Source organism: Saccharothrix deserti (genome assembly GCF_009769385.1).
GTDB classification, from domain to species: Bacteria; Actinomycetota; Actinomycetes; order Mycobacteriales; family Pseudonocardiaceae; genus Actinosynnema; species Actinosynnema deserti.
In genome coordinates this window covers 306,690-326,875 of record NZ_ML775959.1, presented here as the reverse complement: position 1 = coordinate 326,875, position 20,186 = coordinate 306,690, and the positions used below count along the sequence as shown (strand labels likewise).

Sequence of the window (20,186 nt, the reverse complement as noted above, 5' to 3'; positions counted from 1 at the left end):
GCGCACACTCCTAGAGCAGGCAAGGACCACCGATCCCATCGGACACGATCAAGGGGGTGCCGCAAACCCCACCCCGACCCCCTAGGCACCCCCGAAGCCGGCGCGGCGGTCAGACCCCGGCGACGGGCTCCACCTGCGCGTGGGGAGCGTCGTACGCCCGCCGCACGTGGGACAGGTCCGCGAGCAGGCCGCCGGCGGTGACCGTGCGCGGGCTGGACACCGCACGACCGAGCGGGAGCCGGCCCGTGTCGGCCCAGCGCAGCCAGCCCCGGTCGTCGATGTAGCCGCGGGTGCGGCCCGCGTTGTCGGGGTGCAGGCAGTACGGCACGTCCAGGTACCCCCGGGCGAACGCGGTACGCAGGGCGGTCCCGATGTCCGGGTGCAGGTTCAGCACGGCCTCGATGAGCGTCCGCGCCTCCTGGTAGGTCGCGGAATCGGCGGGACCCGACAACGGGCGCGACCGTTCCGCCACGCGTGCGGCGTGCTCCAGCGCGGACACGTTCTCCTCGACCGTCGGGATGCGGCGCGATTCCGCGACGGTCTTCACGATGAGCCGCTCGGACCCGGTGGCCACGGCGAGTTCGGCGGCCTTGCCCAGCAGGCGGTACGCGCCCTCCGGGGTGACCGGGTACAGGCCCATGTACGCGTACACGACCACGTGCCAGTCCGGGTGCGGCAGCAGTTCGGCGCACAGCCTGCGCAACGCCAGCACCGCCTCGACGTCCTGGTCGTGGTTGGTCTGCTGCGCGTAGCTGACCGAGACGCTGCGGACGCCGTGGGCGTGGAAGAACAGCGCTTCGAGCACGCTGATGGCCACCAGCTCGCTCGGCGGGCACAGCTGGCCCATCATGCAGCCGCCGAACGTCTCCAGGTGCGGTTCGACGCCGACCTCGCGCAGCCGGGCGAAGCTCTCCACGCAGGCCGCCCACTCCGCGACCGAATCGGCCAGCCGGGTGCGGCCGTACGGCAGGCAGTACGACACCGGGCCGCCCTCGGTGGCGCTCATGCCCGAGGCCACGAGCGCGGCGAAGATGTCACGGGGCTGGGCGGAGCCGTGCCGCACCTGCACCGGGAAGTCGGGGCCGCCGATGCCGTCGAGGACCCGTTCGGTGACGGCACGGTCGTAGTGCACGATCGGGTAGCCGTTGAGGCCGACGCCTTGGCGCAACGCGTCGACCACGGCCTCGTGGTCGCCGACCCTGGTGTAGCTGTCGAGCGTGATGGTGCCGACGGTGCGGGCGTCGGCGGACTTCGTGGCCGCGAGCCCCGCCCGCATCCGCTCCGGCGACCCGAACCCCATCCGCGGTTGCACCACCAGCCCGCCCGCCGCCTTGACGAACGCGCCGAAGTCCGCGACCCGCCGCCGATCCAGCGAACTCACGCCGACTCCTCCAGTTCCGGACGCAGGTCCGGGCGCAGTTCCCGGCGCAGGTCCGGGCGCAGCTCCGGACGCAGCTCCGGACGCAACGAACGGACCAGTGCGCGGAAATCGCCCACGCCCGCGCCGTCGGCGAACACCGCGTCGTACCCGGCGGCCACCAGCTTGGCGGCGTTCTGCTCGGCGTCTCCGTCGTCGATGCCGAGCTTGCCGCCGATGACCGCGACGACCCCGTCCAACTCCACCCGCGTGCGCAGCGCGCGGATCAGCCGCAGGCCGTCCACGTGCCCGTGCCCGTTGACGCTGCTGACCACCACCATCACCGGCCGCACCCGCGCGCACGTGTCCACGAGCAGTTCGTCCGGGACGCACGGCCCCAGGTTCACCACCTCGAACCCGAGTTCCTCGATCAGCAGTTGCAGGTACACCAGGTTCCAGGTGTGCGCGTCCGACGAGACACCGCTGACCACCACCGTGCCGGCCGGCCGGACGTCGACCCCGGTCACGGCGCGGCGGACCGGCGCAGTTCCAGCCGCGACACCGAGACGACCTCGTCACCGCGCACGACGACCTCGGTCGGCGCCGGCCTGCCGAGGAAGCCCAGCAGGCTGGCGGTCGGCCCGTACGCGCCCGCGTTCGGGATGGCCACCAGGTCTCCCGGCGACAGCACGGGCAGCTCGATCTCCCGGCCAAGCACGTCGCCGGGCGTGCACAGCGGACCGACCAGGCTGGCCCGTTCCGCCTCCCGCCCGTCCAGCCGGACCGACACCGGCATCAGCCTGCCCAGCCCGGACATGCCGCCGAAGGTGTTGATGCCCGCGTCCAGGATCACGAACTTGCGGCCACGGCTGACCTTCACGTTGCTCACCGTCGCCAGCAGGGTGCCCGACGTGCCGACGAGGAACCGCCCCGACTCGCACGCCAGCCGGGGCGAGCCCGCGCGCCACTCGGGGAAGTGCAGGTCCAGCACGTCGGTCAGCTCGGCGCGCAGCTTGGGGTACGACCCGCGCGAGCCCGGCACCCCGTACGGCGCCGCGAAACCGCCGCCGATGTCCAGCACCCTCAACGGCAGGTCGAGGTCCCTGGCCAGCCCGGCGGCCAGCTCGACGGTGTGCTGGAACTCCGCCACCAGGCTGGCCTCGTCCTTGGCGTTGCTCAGCGGGAAGAAGTGGAACCCCGCGATCCGCACACCCGGCACCCGGCGCAGCTCCGGCAGCACGTCGGCCAGCGTCTCGCTGTCGAAGCCGAACTGGGACGGCGTGCCGGTCATCCGGATGCTCGTGGTGGCGCTCGCGTTGGCGCTGTTCACCCGCAGCAGGCAGTCCACGACCACGCCGTGCCCGACGGCCACCGTGCCGACCCGGCGCACGTCGGTGACCGAGTCGGTCGAGAACGTCCGCACGCCGAGTTCGATGGCCTCGTCCAGTTCCGCCGAGGTCTTGCCCGGTCCGGTGTAGAGGCAGTCGGCGCCGGTGAAGCCCGCGGCCAGGGCGACGGCCAGTTCCCCGGTGGAGCTGATCTCCGCCTTGCAGCCGCGGTCCCCGCCCGTGCGCAGCTCGCGCACCACGTCCGGGTGCGGGTTGGCCTTCAGCGCGTAGTACAGCTCGAACTCCTCGGGCAACGCGTCGGCCAGCTCACGCCGGGCGGCGGCCACCTCGTCGAGGTCGTAGACGTACAGCGGCGTGCCGAAACGGGCGGCGAGCTCGGCGTGGCCGCTCGCGACTTCGGTGTGGCCGCTCACGACCGGTCCCCGTCGACCAGTCGCGCGAGCGCGTCGCGGGCGTTCTTGCCGTGCTGGGTGAGCGGCAGCTCCGCCACGACGCGGCAGACCGCGGGCACCTTGGCGGGTTCCAGGCGTTGGGCCAGTTCCTTGAGGATCACGTGCGGCTCCAGGTCGCTCTCCACCACTATCGCGAGATCACGCGCCTCGGTGGGCGGCAGCACCGCCGCCGTGCGGACGCCGTCGACGTCCATGGCCGCGGCCTCGATCTCGATCGTGCTCATCCGGATGCCCTTGCGCTTGAACATGTCGTCGCGCCGGCCCTCGAAGTACAGGTAGCCGTCCTCGTCCACCCGGCCGTAGTCCCCGGTGTGCAGGCGCGTCTCCCCGGTCCTCGGGTCGGGCCGGAACGTCCGCGCGGTCACCTCCGGCGCACGCCAGTAGCCCGGCATCACGTGCGGCCCGCGCACCACGATCTCCCCGACCTCGCCCACCGGCACCGGTTCGCCGTCCGGACCGAGCAGCTCGACGGTGGTGCCCGGCAGCGGGAGGCCCACGGAACCCGGGCGCTCGCCGTCCTCCTCCGGAGGCATGATCGACACGCGCTTGCACTCGGTCTGGCCGAACTGGCGCACCACCCGCACGCCGGGGAACGCCTCGCGTAGTGCGGCGATCGTCGCCGGTGGCAGCGCCGCCCCGGTGTTGGTGATCATCCGGATCGGGGGCGGCGGCTCGGTGTCCCGCTGCGCCAGCGTCGCGATCATCGTGGCCAGCGACGGCACGATCGGCACCACCGTCGCGCCCGTCTGCCGCATCCGGCTCAGCAGCCGCAGGTCGGACTCCTCGCCGGCCAGCACGATCTCGGAACGGCCCAGGCAGGACAGCAGCACCTTGTAGAGCCCGTAGTCCCAGGACAGCGGGAACCGGCAGAACACGACGTCGTCCGGCCGGTAGCCGAGCACGGCGTTGATCGCCTCGGACGCGAACGTGACCTGCGCGTGCGGGCAGATCACCGCCTTCGGCACCGCCGTGCTGCCGGAGGTGTAGACGAGCGCCGCGATGTCGTCCGGCAGCACCTCCGCCTCGGTGCGTGTGCCGTGGAGCTCTTCGATCCGGGGCCGGATGTCCGCCAGGTCGTGCACCGGAACACCGGTGACCCGGCGCATCCGTTCCACGGCGGCGCCTTCCGCGATCACGGCGGCGGGCTCGGCGTTGGTCAGCACGGACGCGAGGTGGTACTCGCGCATCGCGGGGTTGAGCGGCACGAAGATCACCCCGCGCCTGCTCGCCCCGTAGAACATCGCGACCAGCTCGCGGGTGCTCGGCAACTGCACCACCAGCCGGTCGCCCCGGCCGATCCCGGCCAGCCGCAGCCATTCGCCGAACGCGTGGCTGACCTCGGACAGGTGCCGGTAGGTCCACCCGCCGGTGGCGTCCCGGACGGCGGGCGCGTCCGGCGTCTCGGCCACCGCCCGGTCCAGCAGCCCGTGGACGAGTCGGTCCGTGTCAGCGGCCATGTCAGTGCCCGTGTCAGGGCCCGAGTCAGTGCCCGAGTCGGGGCCCGTGTCAGCGCCGCCCACGTCAGCGCCGCCGCTTCAGGTAACCCTCGATCTCGTTCACGGCCCGGGTGGTCCCGCCGGCCCGCTCGATGCTCTGGCGCATCCGCGCCAGGTTCTCGTCGAGATCGGCCTCGACCACCTCCAGCACGGTCTGCCGCAGCAGCTCGGGCGTCACCTCGGCGGGCGGGATCATCCGGCCCAGGCCGAGCTGCTCGACCTGCTTGCCGGTCGGCCGGTCCACCGGGCCGAGCGGCATGACGACCATCGGCCGTCCCACGCTCAGGCACTCCAGGACGCTGCCCATGCCGCCGTGGTTGACGAACGCCTTCGCGTGCTCCAGCACGTCCAGGTGGGCCACCCAGCGGTGCACCTCGATGTTCGGCGGCAGCTCACCGAACGCGGCCGGGTCGGTCGCCTGGCCGACCGAGATGACGGCGTGCAGCGGCGCGTCGGTGAAGGCCTCCACGCACACCCGGAACAGGTCGGTCAGGTCGTTGAACAGCGTGCCCAGCGACATCAGCACGATCGGCAGGTCCGTCTCCGGCGGCTGCCAGGGCTGGAGGAAGCTGCGGTCGCCCACGCACGGGCCGACGAACGCGAAGCGCTCGTCGAAGCTCTCCCCGAACGGCTGGAACTCCCGCGGCACGTACACCACCGTGAAGTCCGCCGGCTTCATGAAGAACTCGTCGAACGGCACCTGCAGGCCGTGCTGCCCCAGCAGGCCCATGATCTTGCCGACCCACGGCGTCATGTCGGGCTGCTCGGTCTCGCCCTGGTCGTCGAACGAGGAGCCGAAGTTGAACTTCTCGTTCTGCGCGAACAGCGGGCTGGTCTGCACCGCCGGAACGCCCCACTTGCGCTCCAGGATGCGGCCGGCGTGCGAGGTGACCACGTCGTAGACGACGAGGTCGGGCCGTTCGTCGCCGAAGTGCGACTCCACCGCGCGCAGCATCGCCGCGCTCTCGTCCACCACGAGCATCAGCACGTGCAGGCCGTGCCCCTTGTTGAAGTTCTCCAGCTTGTTGTCGATGTCCTCGTACTCGGACTCGTACGGCAGGAACTCGGCGCCCGCGGCCTCCACCCGGTCGGCCAGGCTCGGGGCCGTGACGTAGGTGACCCGGTTGCCCCGGCGGACGAGTTCCTCCACCACCGCCAGGTTCGGGAAGACGTGCCCGCGGTCCGGCACGGTCAGGAAGAGGTAGTGCTCCGACACTGTGCTTCTCCTATCGGGATTTCCGACGTTCTGCTAGTAGCACCCGACGTAGCGGTCGAGCACCGCGTCGAGGTAGTCCCCGCCGCCGATCGGCCCCACGCAGGGCAGCAGGGACCGCAACTTCTCCAGGGACACCACCGTGCGCATGGGTTCGGCGTCGACGTGCTCGCGGTCGGCGGTCACGCCCATCCGCCGCTCGATGCCGTCGACGATCCGCTCGACGGGTACCGGGTTCCCGGACGCGACGTTGACGACCTCGCCCGTGACGCCGTCACGCAGCAGTCCGTCCACAACGGACACCACGTCCGCGACGTCCACCACGTCCCGGTGCACGCCCCGGTACAGCCGCACGGTCCCCGTCCTGATCTGGTGGATGAAACTGGGCAGCAGCTGGTGTTCGCGCTGCCCGGCGCCGAAGACGTGGCTGAGCCGCAGCACCAGCCACTTCACGCCGGACTCGGCGACCACCTGCTCCAGCGCGAGCTTGTTGCGGCCGTAGGGGGACACCGGCGCGACCGGGCTGTCCTCCCGCGCCGGTGTCGTGGTCGCCCCGTACATCGCGTGCGAGGCGGTGGAGAACGCCACCAGCACGCGTCCGGTGCGCACGCACGACCGCGCCACCTCGCACACCAGGTCGAGCTCCCTGGCGAAGTCCTCCGCCGAGGTGACGTACGTGCTGGACACGCCGGCGGCCAGCACCGTCGCGCCGGGGTGCCGGTCACCGAGCACACCGATGCTGCCCGCGAGGAAACCGCGACCGACGACCTCCATCACGAACCCGCCGCGATGGTGACCCGGTCGGCGGTCTCCGCGATGGTCTCGATCAGCTCGCCGGTCCGCACCGCGGTGCCGGCCCACTCGCGGTGGTCGGGATCGTGCCCCACGTGCTGCGCGGTGCGCACGGCGGCGGCGAACGCGCCCGCCGAGTTGCTGAACTGGTGCTCGGCGGGCAACGTGATCTCCTCGGCGTGGTCCTGCTCCTCGATGCGGAGCACGGGCGCCGCCGACGGCGCGGGCATGAACGCGCGGTCGACGCTGAGCGTGGCCTTGCTGCCCCACAGCACGTACCGGGAGCCGTAGTTGTGCTCGAAACCGAAGTTCGCCGTGGCCATCACCCCGCTCCCGGAGCGGAGCAGGACGGACCCGGACACGTCCACCCCCGTCTCGGGGTCGTGCCGCAGCACCGCGCCGACGACGGTGAGGTCGTCCCCGGCGAAGAACTGGGCGGCACGCACCCCGTAGACACCGACGTCCAGCAACGCGCCACCGCCCAGCTCCGGGCGGTACCGGACGTCGGTGGGCGGCAGCGGCGGGAAGCAGTACGAGCTGACGAGGTGGCGCAACGCGCCGATCCGACCGGCGTCGACCAGTTCCGCCACCCGCCGGTGCTGCCCGTGGTGGACGAACGCGATGTTCTCCCGCAGCACCAGGCCGCGGCTGTCGGCCAACCGCGCCAGTTCCGCGGTGTCCTTGGCGGACGTGGTCAGCGGTTTCTCCGACAGCACGTGCTTGCCGGACTCCAGCGCGGCCCGTGCCCACTCGAAGTGCAGCGAGTTCGGCAGCGGCAGGTAGACCGCCTCGATGTCCGGCATGGCCAGCAGCGCCGCGTACCCGTCCACCGCCGCGCAGCCGAACTCCGCGGCGAACCTCTCGGCCTTGGCCTTGTCCCGGCTGGCGACCGCGACCACCGTGGTGCCCGGGTTGTCCCGCATCGCGGGCAGCATGCGCCGCCAGCTGATCGACGACGCACCGAGGACCCCGACCCGCACCGGTTGCATCACTCGGCTCTCCAGTCCGCTAGGGCGTTGATCTGGTCCGACGACTGGCGCGCGCCTCAGGCGGTGGACCGGGCCACGTACGCCTCGATCTCGTCCGCCGCACGCGGCGCGCCGCCGGCGTCCTCGATGAGCTGCCGCATCTCCTGCACGTTCTTGCGGATCGTGTCGTTGCCGACCACCTCGCGCACGGCGTCACGCAGCCGCTCGGGCGTGACGTCGTCGAGCAGCACCTCCCGGCCGAGGTCCAGCTGCTCCACGCGCACGGTCACCGGGCGGCCGTCGGTGGACGTCGGCACGACCACCATCGGCACGCCGCAGATCAGCGACTCCATCACGCTGCCGGTGCCGCCGTGGTTGACGAACGCCTGCGCGTGCCGCAGCACGTCCAGGTGCGGGACGAACCGGTGCACCTCCACGTTGGGCGGCAGCGGTTCCAGCTCGGCCGGGTCGATGTTCTGGCCCACCGTCATCACCACGTGCCACGGCTCGTCCGCGAACGCCCGCACGCACGCGCGCCAGAAGTCGGCCAACTCGTTGAAGATGGTGCCCAGCGAGACCAGCAGGATCGGCCGGTCGGTGTCGGGCTTGCGCCACTCGCCCCAGAACGACCGGTCGCTCAGGCACGGTCCGACGAACGCGAACCGCTCGTCGAACGTCTCGCCCGCGAACTGGAACGCGCGAGGCACGTAGACCAGCGAGAACTTCTCGATCGCGCTGAGGAACTCCCACGGCGAGGCCTGCACCCCGTTGTCCGCCAGCAGCTCACCGAGCTTGGCCAGGAACGCCTCCAGACCCGGCGGCAGGCCCTGGGCGGGTGCTTCCTCCTGCTTGACCTGCTCCTCCGCCTTGGCCTCGTCCTGCTCGGCGGGGTGGATCGCGTGCGCCAGCGACCAGTGCTCGTTCACCGCGAACATCGGGTTGAGCTGGATGGCGGGCACGCCCCACCGGCCGGCGAGGATGCGCCCGGTCTGGAACGCCGCGAAGTCGTACAGCACGACGTCGGGCCGGTCGTCGTCCAGCTTGGCCTTGGCCTCCCTCAGCATGAGCGCGCTGTCTTCCAGGGTGTGGACGGGGTTGTTCTCCCCCTCCTGGGTCCACTTGCGCTCACCGGGGGCGTGCTTGTCGTGCAGCGAGGGATAGGTGACCACGTCCGCGCCGGACGTGCGCACGATCTCGGCGAGGCTCTCGCCGGTGACGAACGTGACCCGGTGCCCGCGCCGCTTCAACTCCTCCACCACGGCGAGGTTGGGCAGCAGGTGGCCGTAGTTCGGCATGCAGAGGAAGAGGAGGTGGTGGGCCATCGCGGGGGTTCCCTTCACAGTCCGAGCTTGGCCAGCGCGCCGCCGTCGACGCGCAGGTGGGTTCCGGTGACGTAGCGCGATTCGTCGGACGCCAGGTAGACCACGGCGTGGGCGACGTCCTCGGGGCCGACGTGGGAGATCGGCAGCGCGTGCATCATGGTCAACGTCTGCTGGACGTCCTCCAGCGTCGGGTTCTCCAGGTCGGGCCGGAACGTCCGGTAGTACGACTCGTTGCGGACCATGTCGGTGTCCACATTGGTCGGGTGCACGGCGTTGACCCGGCGGCCGGACGGCCCGAGCTGCTTGGCCAGCGCGTCGACGTACTCGACGAGGGTGTGCTTGGCGAACTTGTAGCCGCTGTACCCGGGACCCGCGCCCGCGTCCTCCGGCGCGGGCGGCATGAACGCCGCGATCGACCCGATCACGACGATCGACGCGCCGGCGCCCAGGTGCGGCAGGGCGCAGTGCACGGTGTTGATCGCGCCGAGCAGGCCGACGTCGAGCACGTCGGTGAACGCGCTGACCGGGCGCTGCGGCCCCATCGGCAGGATGCCCGCGTTGGGGATCACCACGTCCAGCCTGCCCAGTTCCGCGACACCGGCGTCGATGGCGGCCTGCAACGCGGCCCGGTCGCGCACGTCGGCGCGCTGCGTCACGGCACGCCGCCCGGCCTTCTCCACCAGGCGGGCGGTCTCGTCCAGGTCGTCCAGGCCGGCCATCGCGTAGCCGGCGGTGTCGATGTCCTCGCACAGGTCGATGGCGATGACGTCCGCGCCCTCCTCGGCCAGTCGGACGGCGTACCCGCGCCCCTGACCGCGCGCGGCGCCGGTGATCACGACGACCTTGCCTTCCACCCGCCCACCCATGGGAGTCCTCCTCTGTCTGCGGTCCTTTGGTTGTTCTACCGGCGGGAAGTGCCGTGCAGACCCCCTAGGACGACCGCGCACCCCCCAGAAAACCGAAGTGGGCACTCCGACGCGGTTCGCCGTGTCGGAGTGCCCACGCGGGTGGGTCAGCTCGGCTGCTTCTGGCGGGCTTCCTCGGTGACGCCCTGGAGCAGCAGTTCGGGCGGCAGGTGTCGACGGCCGTTCACCTTGAGCTTGCGGTAGACCCTGGTCAGGTGTTGCTCGACGGTGCTCGGGGTGATGAACAGCCGCAGCCCTATCTCCCGGTTCGTGTAGCCGAGCGCGGCCTGCGACGCGACCCGGCGTTCGGCGTCGCTGAGCACCGACATCCCGTCCAGGTCGGCCTGCTGTTCGGACCGTTCGCCCTGGGCGGCCCGGCCGCCGCTCTCCCGCAACTGCTCGGAGAGGACGTTGGCCTGGCACACCTCGGCTTCCTCCCTGGCCCGGTGCGCCATCTTGCGGGCGCGGCCGGACTCCCCGATCTCGTGGTACGCCTGGCTGAGGTCGGCCATCGCCTTGGCCAGTTCGAGCCGGTCACCCGAGGCGCGCAACCGGTCGATGGCGTCGCGCAGCAGTTGTGGCCGCTGTTTGACGTCACCGCTCGCGGCGAGCACCCGTAACGAGATGCCCCACACGCGGGAGCCGATCGCGCTGGGCTGCTCCAGTTGCTTGGTGACCAGGTCCCTGGCCACCGGCAGGTGCCCCAGCCGCAGGTGCGCCTGGGCGAGATCGCTGCGCCACGGGACCATCACCGGCACGTCGATGTCCCACTTGCGCATCAGGCTGCCGCAGTTCTGGAAGTCCGTGAACGCGGCCAGCACCCGGTCGGTCTCCAGGTAGAGGTGACCTCGCGCGTGCAGGTACCGCAGGCCGAACACGGTCTCGAACATCTTCTCCGGCACCGCGTGCTGCAACAGGGCAGACGCCTCGTCGTAGTCGCCCATCGCGGTGGCCGCGAGCACCAACGTGGACAGCGGGTAGCCGATCAGCACGCCGCCGCTCTGCGCGGGCAGCTTCTCCAGCGCCGTCCGCCCCCACGCCTTCGCCGCGGGCAGGTCGCCCTGGTGCAGCGCGATGTCCGCCCGGACGCTGCCCAGCACCGCCTGCCACGTCGGCACCCGCCGCCGCACCGCCTCCGCGAGCAGGTTGTCGCACCAGGACGCGGCGCAGTCGGGCTGGTCGGCGTAGGTGAGCGTCAGCAGGGCGTTGGCGAGCACCTCCAGCGACGTGTCGCTGAGCCGTGAGCTGCGCAGCAGGTGCCACGCGCTGTCCACCAGGTCGTCACGCGTGCGGTCGTGCAGCGCGGCGGTCAGCGCCGAGGCGGCCCTGGTCCACGGGTTCGCGGCGGCACCGGCGCGGTGGTGGTCGCCGACGGCCTGCCGGGGCACCCGCGCCCGGCGCGGACCGTAGATCCACTGGTAGGCCAGGTCCAGTTCGGCGCCGGTCTGCGGGTCCAGCACGCCCTTCGGGCCGTGCAGCACCGTGAGGGCTTTGACCGCCTCCTCGTGGTCGCCCTGCCACAGCAGGTTCCGCACCACCGTCGCCGCGTCCCGGCCGCTCAGCTCGCCCTCGAACAACGCTCCGCGCAGCGGCGTCAGCCGGATCGCCGCCGACGGGTTGACCCGCCACCGGACCGTCGCCAGCTCGGCCGTGATCGAGACGCGTTCCCGCTCGTCGTCGCACGCGCGCAAGGCCAGCAGGAGGCACTGCGCCGCCAACTGCACCTCGTCGTCCATCATGGCTTGGCGGCCCGCCTCGCGCAGCAGCGGCACGGCCCACGGACCGCCCACGTCGTCGGCGGCGACGATGTGCCGCGCCACCTCCACGGTCGCGGCGCCCTGTTGGTACAACAGTTCGGCTGCCCGCAGGTGCAGCCGTGACGCGTCGGTCGCGGCGAGGCTGTCCAACACCGCCGCACCCGCCGCCGCGTGCCGGAACCGGCCCGCACCGAGCAGACCTGCCTCGGTCAGTATGCCGATACCGCGCACGACCGCGTCCGGTTCGACGTCGAGCAGCCTGCTCACCAGGGCGGGCGTGGCGTGCGCGCCCAGCACGGCCACGCCCTGCGCTATGTCCACCAGGCCCAGTTCCCAGCGGTGCAGGCAGGACAGCACGGCCTGGCCGAACGCGACGCCGACCACGGGCTCGGTGACCGGACCGCCGTCACCGCCCCGCACCATGAAGGCCACGTTGTCCTCGATGAGCGCCCGGACCAGCATCGGGTTGCCCGCGGTCAGTTGGTGGTACGTGGCGGCCGACTGCGCGGCCACCGGCGCACCCAGGTGCTGGGCCAGGAGTTCGCCGACACTGCTCTGGGACAGCGCGCTGAGCATGATCCGGTGGTGCGGCAGCCTCGTCAGCTCGACCCGGAGCGACGACGGCGTGGCCCACGGCTGCGTCCACTCGGTGGAGATCAACAGGATGCGTGCCGACCGCATCCGCAGCCGGAGGTACAGCAGGGCCTGCACGGACGCCTGGTCCACGAAGTGCAGGTCGTCGATGGCGATGACGACGGCACGCTCCTTGGACAGCTCCAGCAGGGTCGCGCAGAAATCTCTGATCAGCCCGATCTCGGGACGGCGTGCCGACGGCACGAGCGGCGCACCCGTCTCCGGGGCACCGGCCTCGGAGGCGGCAGCGGCGGCGGCCACCCGGTCGGTGATCTCCGGCGGTAGCGGGGCGCTGTGCACCAGCTGGCTCAGCACGCCCATCTGCACGCCGCTCTCCGACCGAGCCCCGGTCGCGGTGAGGAGCAGACCACCCGAGTCCGCGACGTGGTCGCAGAACGCGTGCAGGAGTTCCGTCTTGCCACTGGCCAGCGCCCCGCTGACCAGCATCATCCTCCCTCTGCCCTCATCACATTCCGCGAACATCCGCTTGAGGGCTGATAGCGCATAGTTCCTTTCGACGAGCACCATGCCGACTTCCCCTTCCCCAGCTCCCCCAGTTCCCCCGGTTTCCCCGGTCCATCCCCATTGCCGGCGCCCACTGCCCGCCACCACGAGCCGCCGACCTGCCGCCCATCGAGCCACGTTCTCGTAACGTGTGCTTTACCTGTGTTTAGGCCTTACGCTTATTGTCTACACAATGCGCGAACGAGCCGGAGTAAAGCACCCCTACATGATGGGGACAACCCCTACTCCCCTACCCGGGTGGGCCACCCCCTACGCCCCCCTTGCGCCCCGGCCCGGCTTCACGAACTTGGCTGGTGGGAGGGTCGCGCGACGGTCCCGACGAGGAGTTGATCATGAGGGGTTGCGGCGTCAACCCGTGATCTGGGGGTCCCCCGGGGGTGATGACGTACCCGTGTGGCGGCACCAGCGCAAACCTACCGGCGCGTTAAGCAGAACAGACGCCGCGCCGGCCACCGTTCGGCATCCCGCACCCGCGATCCACTTCGGCGCCGGCGACGCTCGGCGGACTCCGCAGCGCCTGCCGCCGCACGTCACGAAGGCTCTGGTGCTCAACCATTCGGAAACACTGTGGATCAAAAACGCGGAGGAGCCCCGCTCCACCGGCCGGTCCGTTCGGACTGCCGGACTACACCGAACGTCGCAACCGGCGCCGTTGGCTTCCACGGGGCCACTCCGACACGGTACCTTTTGTCACCGGCAGGCCCTATCAGGTTAACGACGTTCTATCTACTCGGGATCTCGGCCACCACTCGGGGTGACCGAGCCTTGCGCGTGTGGTGACTCGAACTGAGGGGGAGTTCTTCACATGCCTCTTGGCTTCGGGCGGGCAAAACTCGATGAATTGGTCGACATATACAACGAGGCGCTTTCCGGCCGCGGCCACACCGTGCTGATCGACGGCGTCGTCGGCTGTGGACGGACCACTCTCCTGCGACAATTCACCGAATACGTTGCGGAATGTGGCGGCCGGATACTGTCCGCCACCGGATCGCCCGCCGGGCACACCACCCCGTTGGGCCTCCTGCGGCAACTGCTGGACGACCTCCCGGCCACCGGACCGGACGAACGGTTCCACCAGGAGTTGCACGCCGTGCTGCTGCGGTTGGCCGAGGAGCGTCCGCTGGTGATTGCCGTGGACGACCTCCAGTACGCCGACGAGCCGTCCCTGAACGCCCTCCTCCACGTCCACCGGCGGATCGGGTCCGCGGCTGTCGTGCTGGTGCTGACCACCAGCGAGGCCGCCGCGCAGCCGGGGCCGGGCGTCGATCTCGGCGACCTGCCGCACGTCCGGCGGATCCGGCTGGGACCGCTGTCCCCGGAGCAGACCGCCCGGCTCACCGAGAGCGAGCACCGCATTGCGGTGCTCGCCGCGCGCGGCCACACCAATCGCGAGATCAGCGTTGAGCTGGACATCCCGGTCGACGCCGTGGAGCACCACCTGACCAGGATCTACCGCAAGCTCGGCGTGGACCGCGAAGCCGCCCTGCCCATCGAGCTCTTCCTCGCCACCCCGCCCTGCTGACCCCGCCCCGGCTCCGCCGGTCAGTCCTGTCAGTCCGGTCAGTCCGGTCAGGCCGGGGAGCTGGTGAGGCTGTGCAGGCAGGCGACCAGGCTGCGCGCCTGCACGTTGAGGTAGTGGCTGTGCCGCAACAGACCGACCAGCTGGTGCAGGGCCACCCAGCGGAAGTCGGGCGGGACGTCGAGACCGAAGTCGTCGTCCACCTCGACCACCAGGTAGCGGTTCTGCGCGTGGTAGAACCGGCCGCCCTCCTCGGACAGCACGGCGTCGAACCGGATCCGGTCCGGACCGGCGGACAGCACCTCGTCGAGGAACAACGGCCGCGCCTCGGCGGGCAGCGCCGGCAGGTTGCGCGGTGAGCACTGCACGGTCGGGGCCAACTCGACCACGTCCAGGTACCCCGGCTCCACCCTGGCGTGCGTGAGCACGTGCAGCACGCCGCCGATCCGCTTGACCAGGAACGCGACCACGCCCAGACCGCCGGGGTCGATCATCGGCTGGGTCCACGCGCTCACCTCGCGGTGCCCCACCTCCACGTCGACCGCGATGACGTCGAAGAACAGCCCGGACCGGTGCGAGACGGCATCGTCGGTGCGGGTCCAGTCGCGCACCTCGTCCAGCGGGATCCGGGACGTCTCCACGCCGTGCAGCGTGCGGGCCTCGGTGATCCAGCTGAGGATGTCGCCGGTCGCGTGCAGGCTGCCGTACTCCTCGCTGCACGACCGCAGCACCGCGGTCTGGAAGTCGTCCTCGTCCCGGCTGAAGGCGCCGGGCAGGTCCGCCGCCGAGAACGGCAGGCAGGACATCACGGTCCGGGAGTCCATGTTGATCAGGTCCTCGTCCGCGAGCAGCCGGTGCATCTGACCGATGGTCAGCCAGCAGAACCCGTCCAGCACCTCCACGTCGTCCCGCGTCTCCACCACCATGTTGCGGTTGCGCTTCTGGAAGAACCAGGCGCCCTGCTCGGACTGGAGCACGTCCGCGATCACGTGGTGCCCGGAGGTGTCCCGGAAGTACTCCAGGTACGGCACGGCCTTGCCCTGGTGCACGCGGGAGTAGTTGCTCTTGGTCGCCTGCACGGTCGGGGAGAGCTGCACGCCGTTGCGGTTGCCCGGCTCGTTCTTGGCCTGCATCAGGCAGTGCAGCACACCGTTGAACTCCTTGACCAGGATGCCGAGGATGCCCATCTCGGGCTGGTTGATGATCGGCTGCGCCCACACCGGCACCGGTCCGCCGGGGAAGCGCACCTCCAGGCCCTGGACGGCGAAGAACCTGCCGCTGTCGTGCACGACGTCGCCGGTGTCGGGGTGGAAGCTCCACTGCCGCAACCGGTCGAACGGGATCCGGGTCACCCGCGCGACGTCGAGCTCCGTCCGCGTGCGGAACCAGTCGTAGAAGTCCGACAGGCCGAGGACGGACCCGTCGGCGACGAAGGCGGACTCCGCGATGCGCAGCGGGGTCGTCAGGTCGCGCGGCCGAAGCAGGCCGGTCTGGAGTTCGGTCACGACAAGGCTCCGTTCCAGCGGAGTTCCAGCGGATCAGTGCGGTGCGGTTCCGGAGCGTATGGACGCCGACCGCGCGACCGGGAGGCCCTACCGCCGCGAACCGACCAATCAATGGCCGGTAAGGGGGGTTGTAGGGGACCGTGCTCGTCCCGGCACGGTGGCCGTGAGCAGGGGTTGTCGGTCCCGGACGGCCGACAGTACCGTCGCCCGCATGCCGAAGTGCCGCGTGTGCGACTCGACTCTGCACGAGTTCCTCGATTTCGGGCGTCAGCCGCTCTCCGATGCGTTCGTCCGTCCACATGAGACCGACGACGAGTTCTTCTTCCGGCTAGCCGTCGGCGTCTGCGGCTCCTGCACGATGGTGCAGCTGGTGGAGGAGGTCCCGCGCGACCGGATGTTCCACCAGGACTACCCCTACCACTCGTCCGGCTCCTCGGTGATGCGCAAGCACTTCCAGCAGACCGCGCAGCGGTTCCTGGAGACCGAGCTGACCGGGCCGGACCCGTTCGTCGTGGAGATCGGCTGCAACGACGGCGTCATGCTGCGCACGGTCGCGGACGCGGGCGTGCGGCACCTGGGCGTGGAACCGTCCGGCGGCGTCGCGGAAGTCGCGCGCGGCAACGGCATCCGCGTGCGCACGGACTTCTTCGAGGAGTCCACGGCACGGGACATCGCGGGCACCGACGGTCCGGCGAACGTCATCTACGCGGCGAACACCATCTGCCACATCCCCTACCTCGACTCGATCATGCGCGGGGTGGACGCCCTGCTGGCGCCCGGCGGCGTGTTCGTCTTCGAGGACCCGTACTTCGGCGACATCGTCGAGAAGACGTCGTTCGACCAGATCTACGACGAGCACTTCTACTTGTTCACCGCGCGGTCGGTGGGGGCCATGGCCGAGCGCTTCGGTTTCGCGCTGGTCGACGTCGAGCGGCTGCCGGTGCACGGCGGCGAGGTCCGGTACACCCTCGCCCGCGCGGGCGAGCGCACGCCGAACCCGGCCGTGGCCGAGCTGGTCGCGGAGGAGGTCGCGCGGGACCTCGCGTCGCCCGCGACCTGCGCCCGGCTGGCCGAGCGGATCACGCACATCCGGGACGACCTCACGGCGCTGCTGGAACGCCTGCGCGCCGAGGGCAAGCGGGTGGTGGCCTACGGTGCGACGGCCAAGAGCGCCACGGTGGCCAACTTCTGCGGTCTGGGACCGGATCTGGTGTCGCACGTGTGCGACACCACGCCCGCCAAGCAGGGCAGGCTCACCCCCGGCACGCACATCCCGGTCCTGCCGGCCGAGGCGTTCGCGGACCCGTACCCCGACTACGCGCTGCTGTTCGCGTGGAACCACGCCGAGGAGATCATGGCCAAGGAGCAGAAGTTCCGGCAGGCAGGCGGCAAGTGGATCCTGTACGTGCCCGAAGTCCACCTGGTGTGACGGATGCGGAAACGTGAACTGGCCGTCGCCGGTGCCTTCGAGTTCTCCCCCGACGTCTTCGCCGACGACCGGGGGCTGTTCACCTCGCCGTTCCAGCACGACCCGTTCGCCGAGTCGGTCGGCCGCCCGCTCTTCCCGGTGCGGCAGGCCAGTTGCAGCCTCTCGCGCAAGGACGTCGTGCGCGGCGTGCACTTCAGCCGCAACCCGTTCGGCACCGCCAAGTACGTGTACTGCCCGCGTGGCCGCGCACTGGACGTCGTGGTGGACATCCGACCGGGGTCGCCGACGTTCGGCCGCTGGGACTCGGTGGTGCTGGACGCGGAGTCGTTCCGCGCCGTGTACCTGCCGGTCGGGGTCGGGCACGCGTTCGTCGCTCTGGAGGACGACACGATGATGCACTACCTGTTGTCGCGCAGCTACGTCGCGGCGAACGAGCTGGCCCTGCACCCGCTCGACCCCGCGTTGGCGCTGCCGATCCCGGAGGGCATCACGCCGGTCCTGTCCGATCGCGACACCGCCGCGCCCACCCTCGCGGAGGCGGACGAGCAGGGGATCCTGCCGCAGTACGCCGACTGCCTGGCGATCGAGCGCAAGCTCTACGAGGCCCGACACGAAGCCCGACGCGAAGCCCGACACGGGGCCTGACGCCGCCTCGTGGGTGCGCGGGAACACACCCACGAGGGCTCACACGCCGGCCTGGAACTCCCGGGCGATGTCCATGACGTAACGGCCGTAGTCCGAGTTCGCCTGCTCCTGCCCCAACCGGTGGCAGGCGTCCGCGTCGATGAACCCCATCCGCAGCGCCACCTCCTCCACGCACGCGATGCGCACGCCCTGGCGCTGTTGCAGCGTCAACACGTACTGGCCGGCCTGGAGCAACGACTCCACGGTCCCGGTGTCCAGCCAGGCGAACCCCCGGCCGAGGTCGACCAGCTCGGCCTTGCCGCGCTCCAGGTACACGCGGTTGAGGTCGGTGATCTCCAGTTCGCCGCGCGCCGAGGGGCGCAGGTTCTTGGCGATGTCCAGCACGTCGTTGTCGTAGAGGTAGAGGCCCGTGATGGCCCGGTTGGACCGGGGCCGTTCCGGTTTCTCGTCGATCGCCACGAGCCGGCCGGACTCGTCGGTCACGCCGACCCCGTAGCGGTGCGGGTCGTGCACCGGGTAGCCGAACAGCACGCAGCCGTCCACGTCCCGCACGTGCTCGGCCAGCACGTCGGAGAACGCGTGGCCGTGGAAGATGTTGTCGCCCAGCACGAGCGCGACCGGGCTGTCGCCGACGAAGTCCGCGCCGATGACGAACGCCGCCGCGATGCCGTTCGGCTCCGGCTGCTCCGCGTACTCGACGTGCAGCCCGAACCGGCTGCCGTCACCGAGCAGCCTGCGGAATTGCGGGATGTCGGCCGGTGTCGAAATGAGCAGGATTTCGCGGATTCCGGCGAGCATCAGCACGGTCAGCGGATAGTAGATCATCGGCTTGTCGCCGACCGGGAGGAGTTGTTTGGACGAGGCCAGGGTAATGGGGTGTAGCCGTGTGCCGGCCCCGCCGGCCAGGATGATGCCCTTCATTGCCAGCTCCTCGCCGAACCATAAGGTGCTGCCGACCGTAGGACCGCCGTTCGACGCCCCGCAATAGACCTGCGGAAAGTCCGGGGACGGCGGTTCGACTGGGGTGCGACTAGGGGGTTGTGGCGCTCTCGCGACGTGTGATGTCCTCACCGGGCTATCGCGTCGCAAGGATACTGTGCACCTGCGCGTCGGGAGGTTGTGGCGAGCCGATGACTACTCGCGTATGGGACTACCTGAGGGAATACGGGCAGGAGCGCGACGACATCCTCGACGCCGTCGAAACCGTGTTCGGCTCCGGCACTCTCGTGATGGGTGACAGCGTTCGCGGATTCGAGGGCGAGTTCGCGCGGTACCACGGCGTGCCGCACTGCGTGGGCGTCGACAACGGGACCAACGCCATCAAGCTGGGCTTGCAGGCGCTCGGGATCGGCGCGGGCGACGAGGTGATCACCGTGTCGAACACGGCGGCGCCCACCGTGGTCGCGATCGACGCGCTCGGCGCCAAGCCGGTGTTCGTCGACGTGCGCGCGGACGACTTCCTGATGGACACCGACCAGGTGGCCGCGGCGATCACGCCGCGCACCCGTGCCCTGCTGCCGGTGCACCTGTACGGGCAGTGCGTCGAAATGGCCCCGTTGGAGGAGTTGGCGCGCAAGCACGACCTGGTGGTCCTGGAGGACTGCGCGCAGGCCCACGGCGCGCGACACCACGGCCGACTCGCCGGGACGATGGGGAACGCCGCGGCGTTCTCGTTCTACCCGACCAAGGTCCTGGGCGCGTACGGCGACGGCGGCGCGACGATCACCGCCGACGACGAGGTCGCCGCCGCGTTGCGCCGTCTGCGCTATTACGGCATGGAAGACCGTTACTACGTGGTCACCACGCCGGGCCACAACAGCAGGCTCGACGAGGTGCAGGCCGAGATCCTGCGGCGCAAGCTGCGCCGCCTCGACGCCTACATCGCGGGCCGCCGTGAGGTCGCGCGGCGTTACGTGGAGGGATTGGGCGACACGGACCTGGTCCTGCCCCGCACGGCCGAGGGCAACGAGCACGTCCACTACGTCTACGTGGTCCGCCACCCGAAGCGTGACGAAATCCTCGAAGCGCTCAAGGCGTACGACATCGAGCTGAACATCAGCTATCCGTGGCCGGTGCACACGATGACGGGTTTCGCGCACCTCGGCTACCGGACGGGCGATTTCCCGGTGACCGAGGCACTGGCGGGGGAAATCTTCTCGTTGCCGATGTACCCCGCCCTGTCACCGGACCTCCAGGACAAGATCATCAGCGCCGTTCGGAACGTTGTCGAAACATTGTGAAACATGCTCGGTTGATTTGAGTCGCGCACGCGACGACGACTGCCGACCGCCGGCCACCCGTGGTGGACGGCGGTCGTCG

The 20,186-nt window shown here is 70.6% G+C and carries 16 protein-coding genes; 4 read left to right on the top strand and 12 right to left on the bottom strand.

Features of this window, described 5'->3' with window-relative positions; genetic code table 11:
• Positions 1 to 109 precede the first annotated feature (109 nt).
• The 10 genes from FM051_RS01195 to FM051_RS01150 form a co-directional block, all read right to left on the bottom strand.
• Complete coding sequence (locus tag FM051_RS01195) at positions 110 to 1,381, bottom strand: methylaspartate mutase (protein WP_274383420.1); 1,272 nt, start codon at positions 1,379 to 1,381, stop codon at positions 110 to 112.
• Complete coding sequence (locus FM051_RS01190; protein WP_158839675.1) at positions 1,378 to 1,884, bottom strand: cobalamin B12-binding domain-containing protein; 507 nt, start codon at positions 1,882 to 1,884, stop codon at positions 1,378 to 1,380. Before FM051_RS01190 ends, FM051_RS01195 begins: the two co-directional genes overlap by 4 nt.
• Positions 1,881 to 3,119, bottom strand: coding sequence for a type III PLP-dependent enzyme domain-containing protein (locus FM051_RS01185; protein WP_158839673.1), 1,239 nt, complete (start codon positions 3,117 to 3,119; stop codon positions 1,881 to 1,883). The genes FM051_RS01190 and FM051_RS01185 overlap by 4 nt, the downstream gene beginning before the upstream one ends.
• Complete coding sequence (locus FM051_RS01180) at positions 3,116 to 4,615, bottom strand: AMP-binding protein (RefSeq protein ID WP_158839671.1); 1,500 nt, start codon at positions 4,613 to 4,615, stop codon at positions 3,116 to 3,118. The genes FM051_RS01185 and FM051_RS01180 overlap by 4 nt, the downstream gene beginning before the upstream one ends.
• Before the next feature lie 64 nt (positions 4,616 to 4,679).
• Positions 4,680 to 5,870, bottom strand: coding sequence for a macrolide family glycosyltransferase (locus FM051_RS01175; RefSeq protein WP_158839669.1), 1,191 nt, complete (start codon positions 5,868 to 5,870; stop codon positions 4,680 to 4,682).
• 33 nt (positions 5,871 to 5,903) lie between these two features.
• Positions 5,904 to 6,641, bottom strand: a complete 738-nt coding sequence (locus FM051_RS01170) for an NAD-dependent epimerase/dehydratase family protein (protein ID WP_158839667.1) — start codon at positions 6,639 to 6,641, stop codon at positions 5,904 to 5,906.
• The gene (locus tag FM051_RS01165) at positions 6,641 to 7,648 is read right to left on the bottom strand and encodes a Gfo/Idh/MocA family protein (RefSeq protein ID WP_158840059.1); all 1,008 of its coding nucleotides are present in this window, start codon (positions 7,646 to 7,648) and stop codon (positions 6,641 to 6,643) included. Before FM051_RS01165 ends, FM051_RS01170 begins: the two co-directional genes overlap by 1 nt.
• Positions 7,649 to 7,704: 56 nt before the next feature.
• Positions 7,705 to 8,967, bottom strand: a complete 1,263-nt coding sequence (locus tag FM051_RS01160; RefSeq protein WP_238412037.1) for a macrolide family glycosyltransferase — start codon at positions 8,965 to 8,967, stop codon at positions 7,705 to 7,707.
• Positions 8,964 to 9,815 carry a mycofactocin-coupled SDR family oxidoreductase gene (locus FM051_RS01155; RefSeq protein WP_158839665.1) on the bottom strand — a complete coding sequence of 284 codons (852 nt, stop codon included), beginning with the start codon at positions 9,813 to 9,815 and terminating at the stop codon, positions 8,964 to 8,966. The genes FM051_RS01160 and FM051_RS01155 overlap by 4 nt, the downstream gene beginning before the upstream one ends.
• A 146-nt stretch (positions 9,816 to 9,961) precedes the next feature.
• Entirely contained in the window at positions 9,962 to 12,772 is a 2,811-nt protein-coding gene (locus tag FM051_RS01150) for a helix-turn-helix transcriptional regulator (RefSeq protein WP_274383417.1), read from the bottom strand.
• 802 nt (positions 12,773 to 13,574) lie between these two features.
• Between FM051_RS01150 and FM051_RS01145 the strand changes: the two genes are divergently transcribed.
• A complete protein-coding gene (locus FM051_RS01145; RefSeq protein ID WP_158839661.1) occupies positions 13,575 to 14,291 on the top strand; it encodes a helix-turn-helix domain-containing protein in 717 nt (238 codons plus the stop codon).
• 47 nt (positions 14,292 to 14,338) lie between these two features.
• On the opposite strand, the gene FM051_RS01140 is transcribed toward FM051_RS01145, so the two are convergent.
• Positions 14,339 to 15,793 (bottom strand): NDP-hexose 2,3-dehydratase family protein, encoded by a 1,455-nt coding sequence (locus FM051_RS01140; protein ID WP_238412035.1) that lies wholly within the window; start codon positions 15,791 to 15,793, stop codon positions 14,339 to 14,341.
• A gap of 211 nt (positions 15,794 to 16,004) precedes the next feature.
• On the opposite strand from FM051_RS01140, the gene FM051_RS01135 reads away from it, so the two are divergent.
• Both FM051_RS01135 and FM051_RS01130 read left to right on the top strand, forming a co-directional pair.
• Positions 16,005 to 17,222: a class I SAM-dependent methyltransferase gene (locus FM051_RS01135; protein ID WP_158839659.1), complete on the top strand. Its 1,218-nt coding sequence runs from the start codon at positions 16,005 to 16,007 to the stop codon at positions 17,220 to 17,222.
• 3 nt (positions 17,223 to 17,225) lie between these two features.
• Positions 17,226 to 17,867, top strand: a complete 642-nt coding sequence (locus FM051_RS01130) for a dTDP-4-dehydrorhamnose 3,5-epimerase family protein (RefSeq protein ID WP_158839657.1) — start codon at positions 17,226 to 17,228, stop codon at positions 17,865 to 17,867.
• Positions 17,868 to 17,906: 39 nt separating this feature from the next.
• On the opposite strand, the gene rfbA is transcribed toward FM051_RS01130, so the two are convergent.
• Positions 17,907 to 18,788, bottom strand: a complete 882-nt coding sequence (gene rfbA / locus FM051_RS01125; RefSeq protein ID WP_158839655.1) for a glucose-1-phosphate thymidylyltransferase RfbA — start codon at positions 18,786 to 18,788, stop codon at positions 17,907 to 17,909.
• A 209-nt stretch (positions 18,789 to 18,997) separates the two neighbouring features.
• Here rfbA and FM051_RS01120 point away from each other — a divergent pair, with 209 nt between their 5' ends.
• The gene (locus FM051_RS01120) at positions 18,998 to 20,107 is read left to right on the top strand and encodes a DegT/DnrJ/EryC1/StrS family aminotransferase (RefSeq protein WP_158839653.1); all 1,110 of its coding nucleotides are present in this window, start codon (positions 18,998 to 19,000) and stop codon (positions 20,105 to 20,107) included.
• Positions 20,108 to 20,186: the final 79 nt, after the last annotated feature.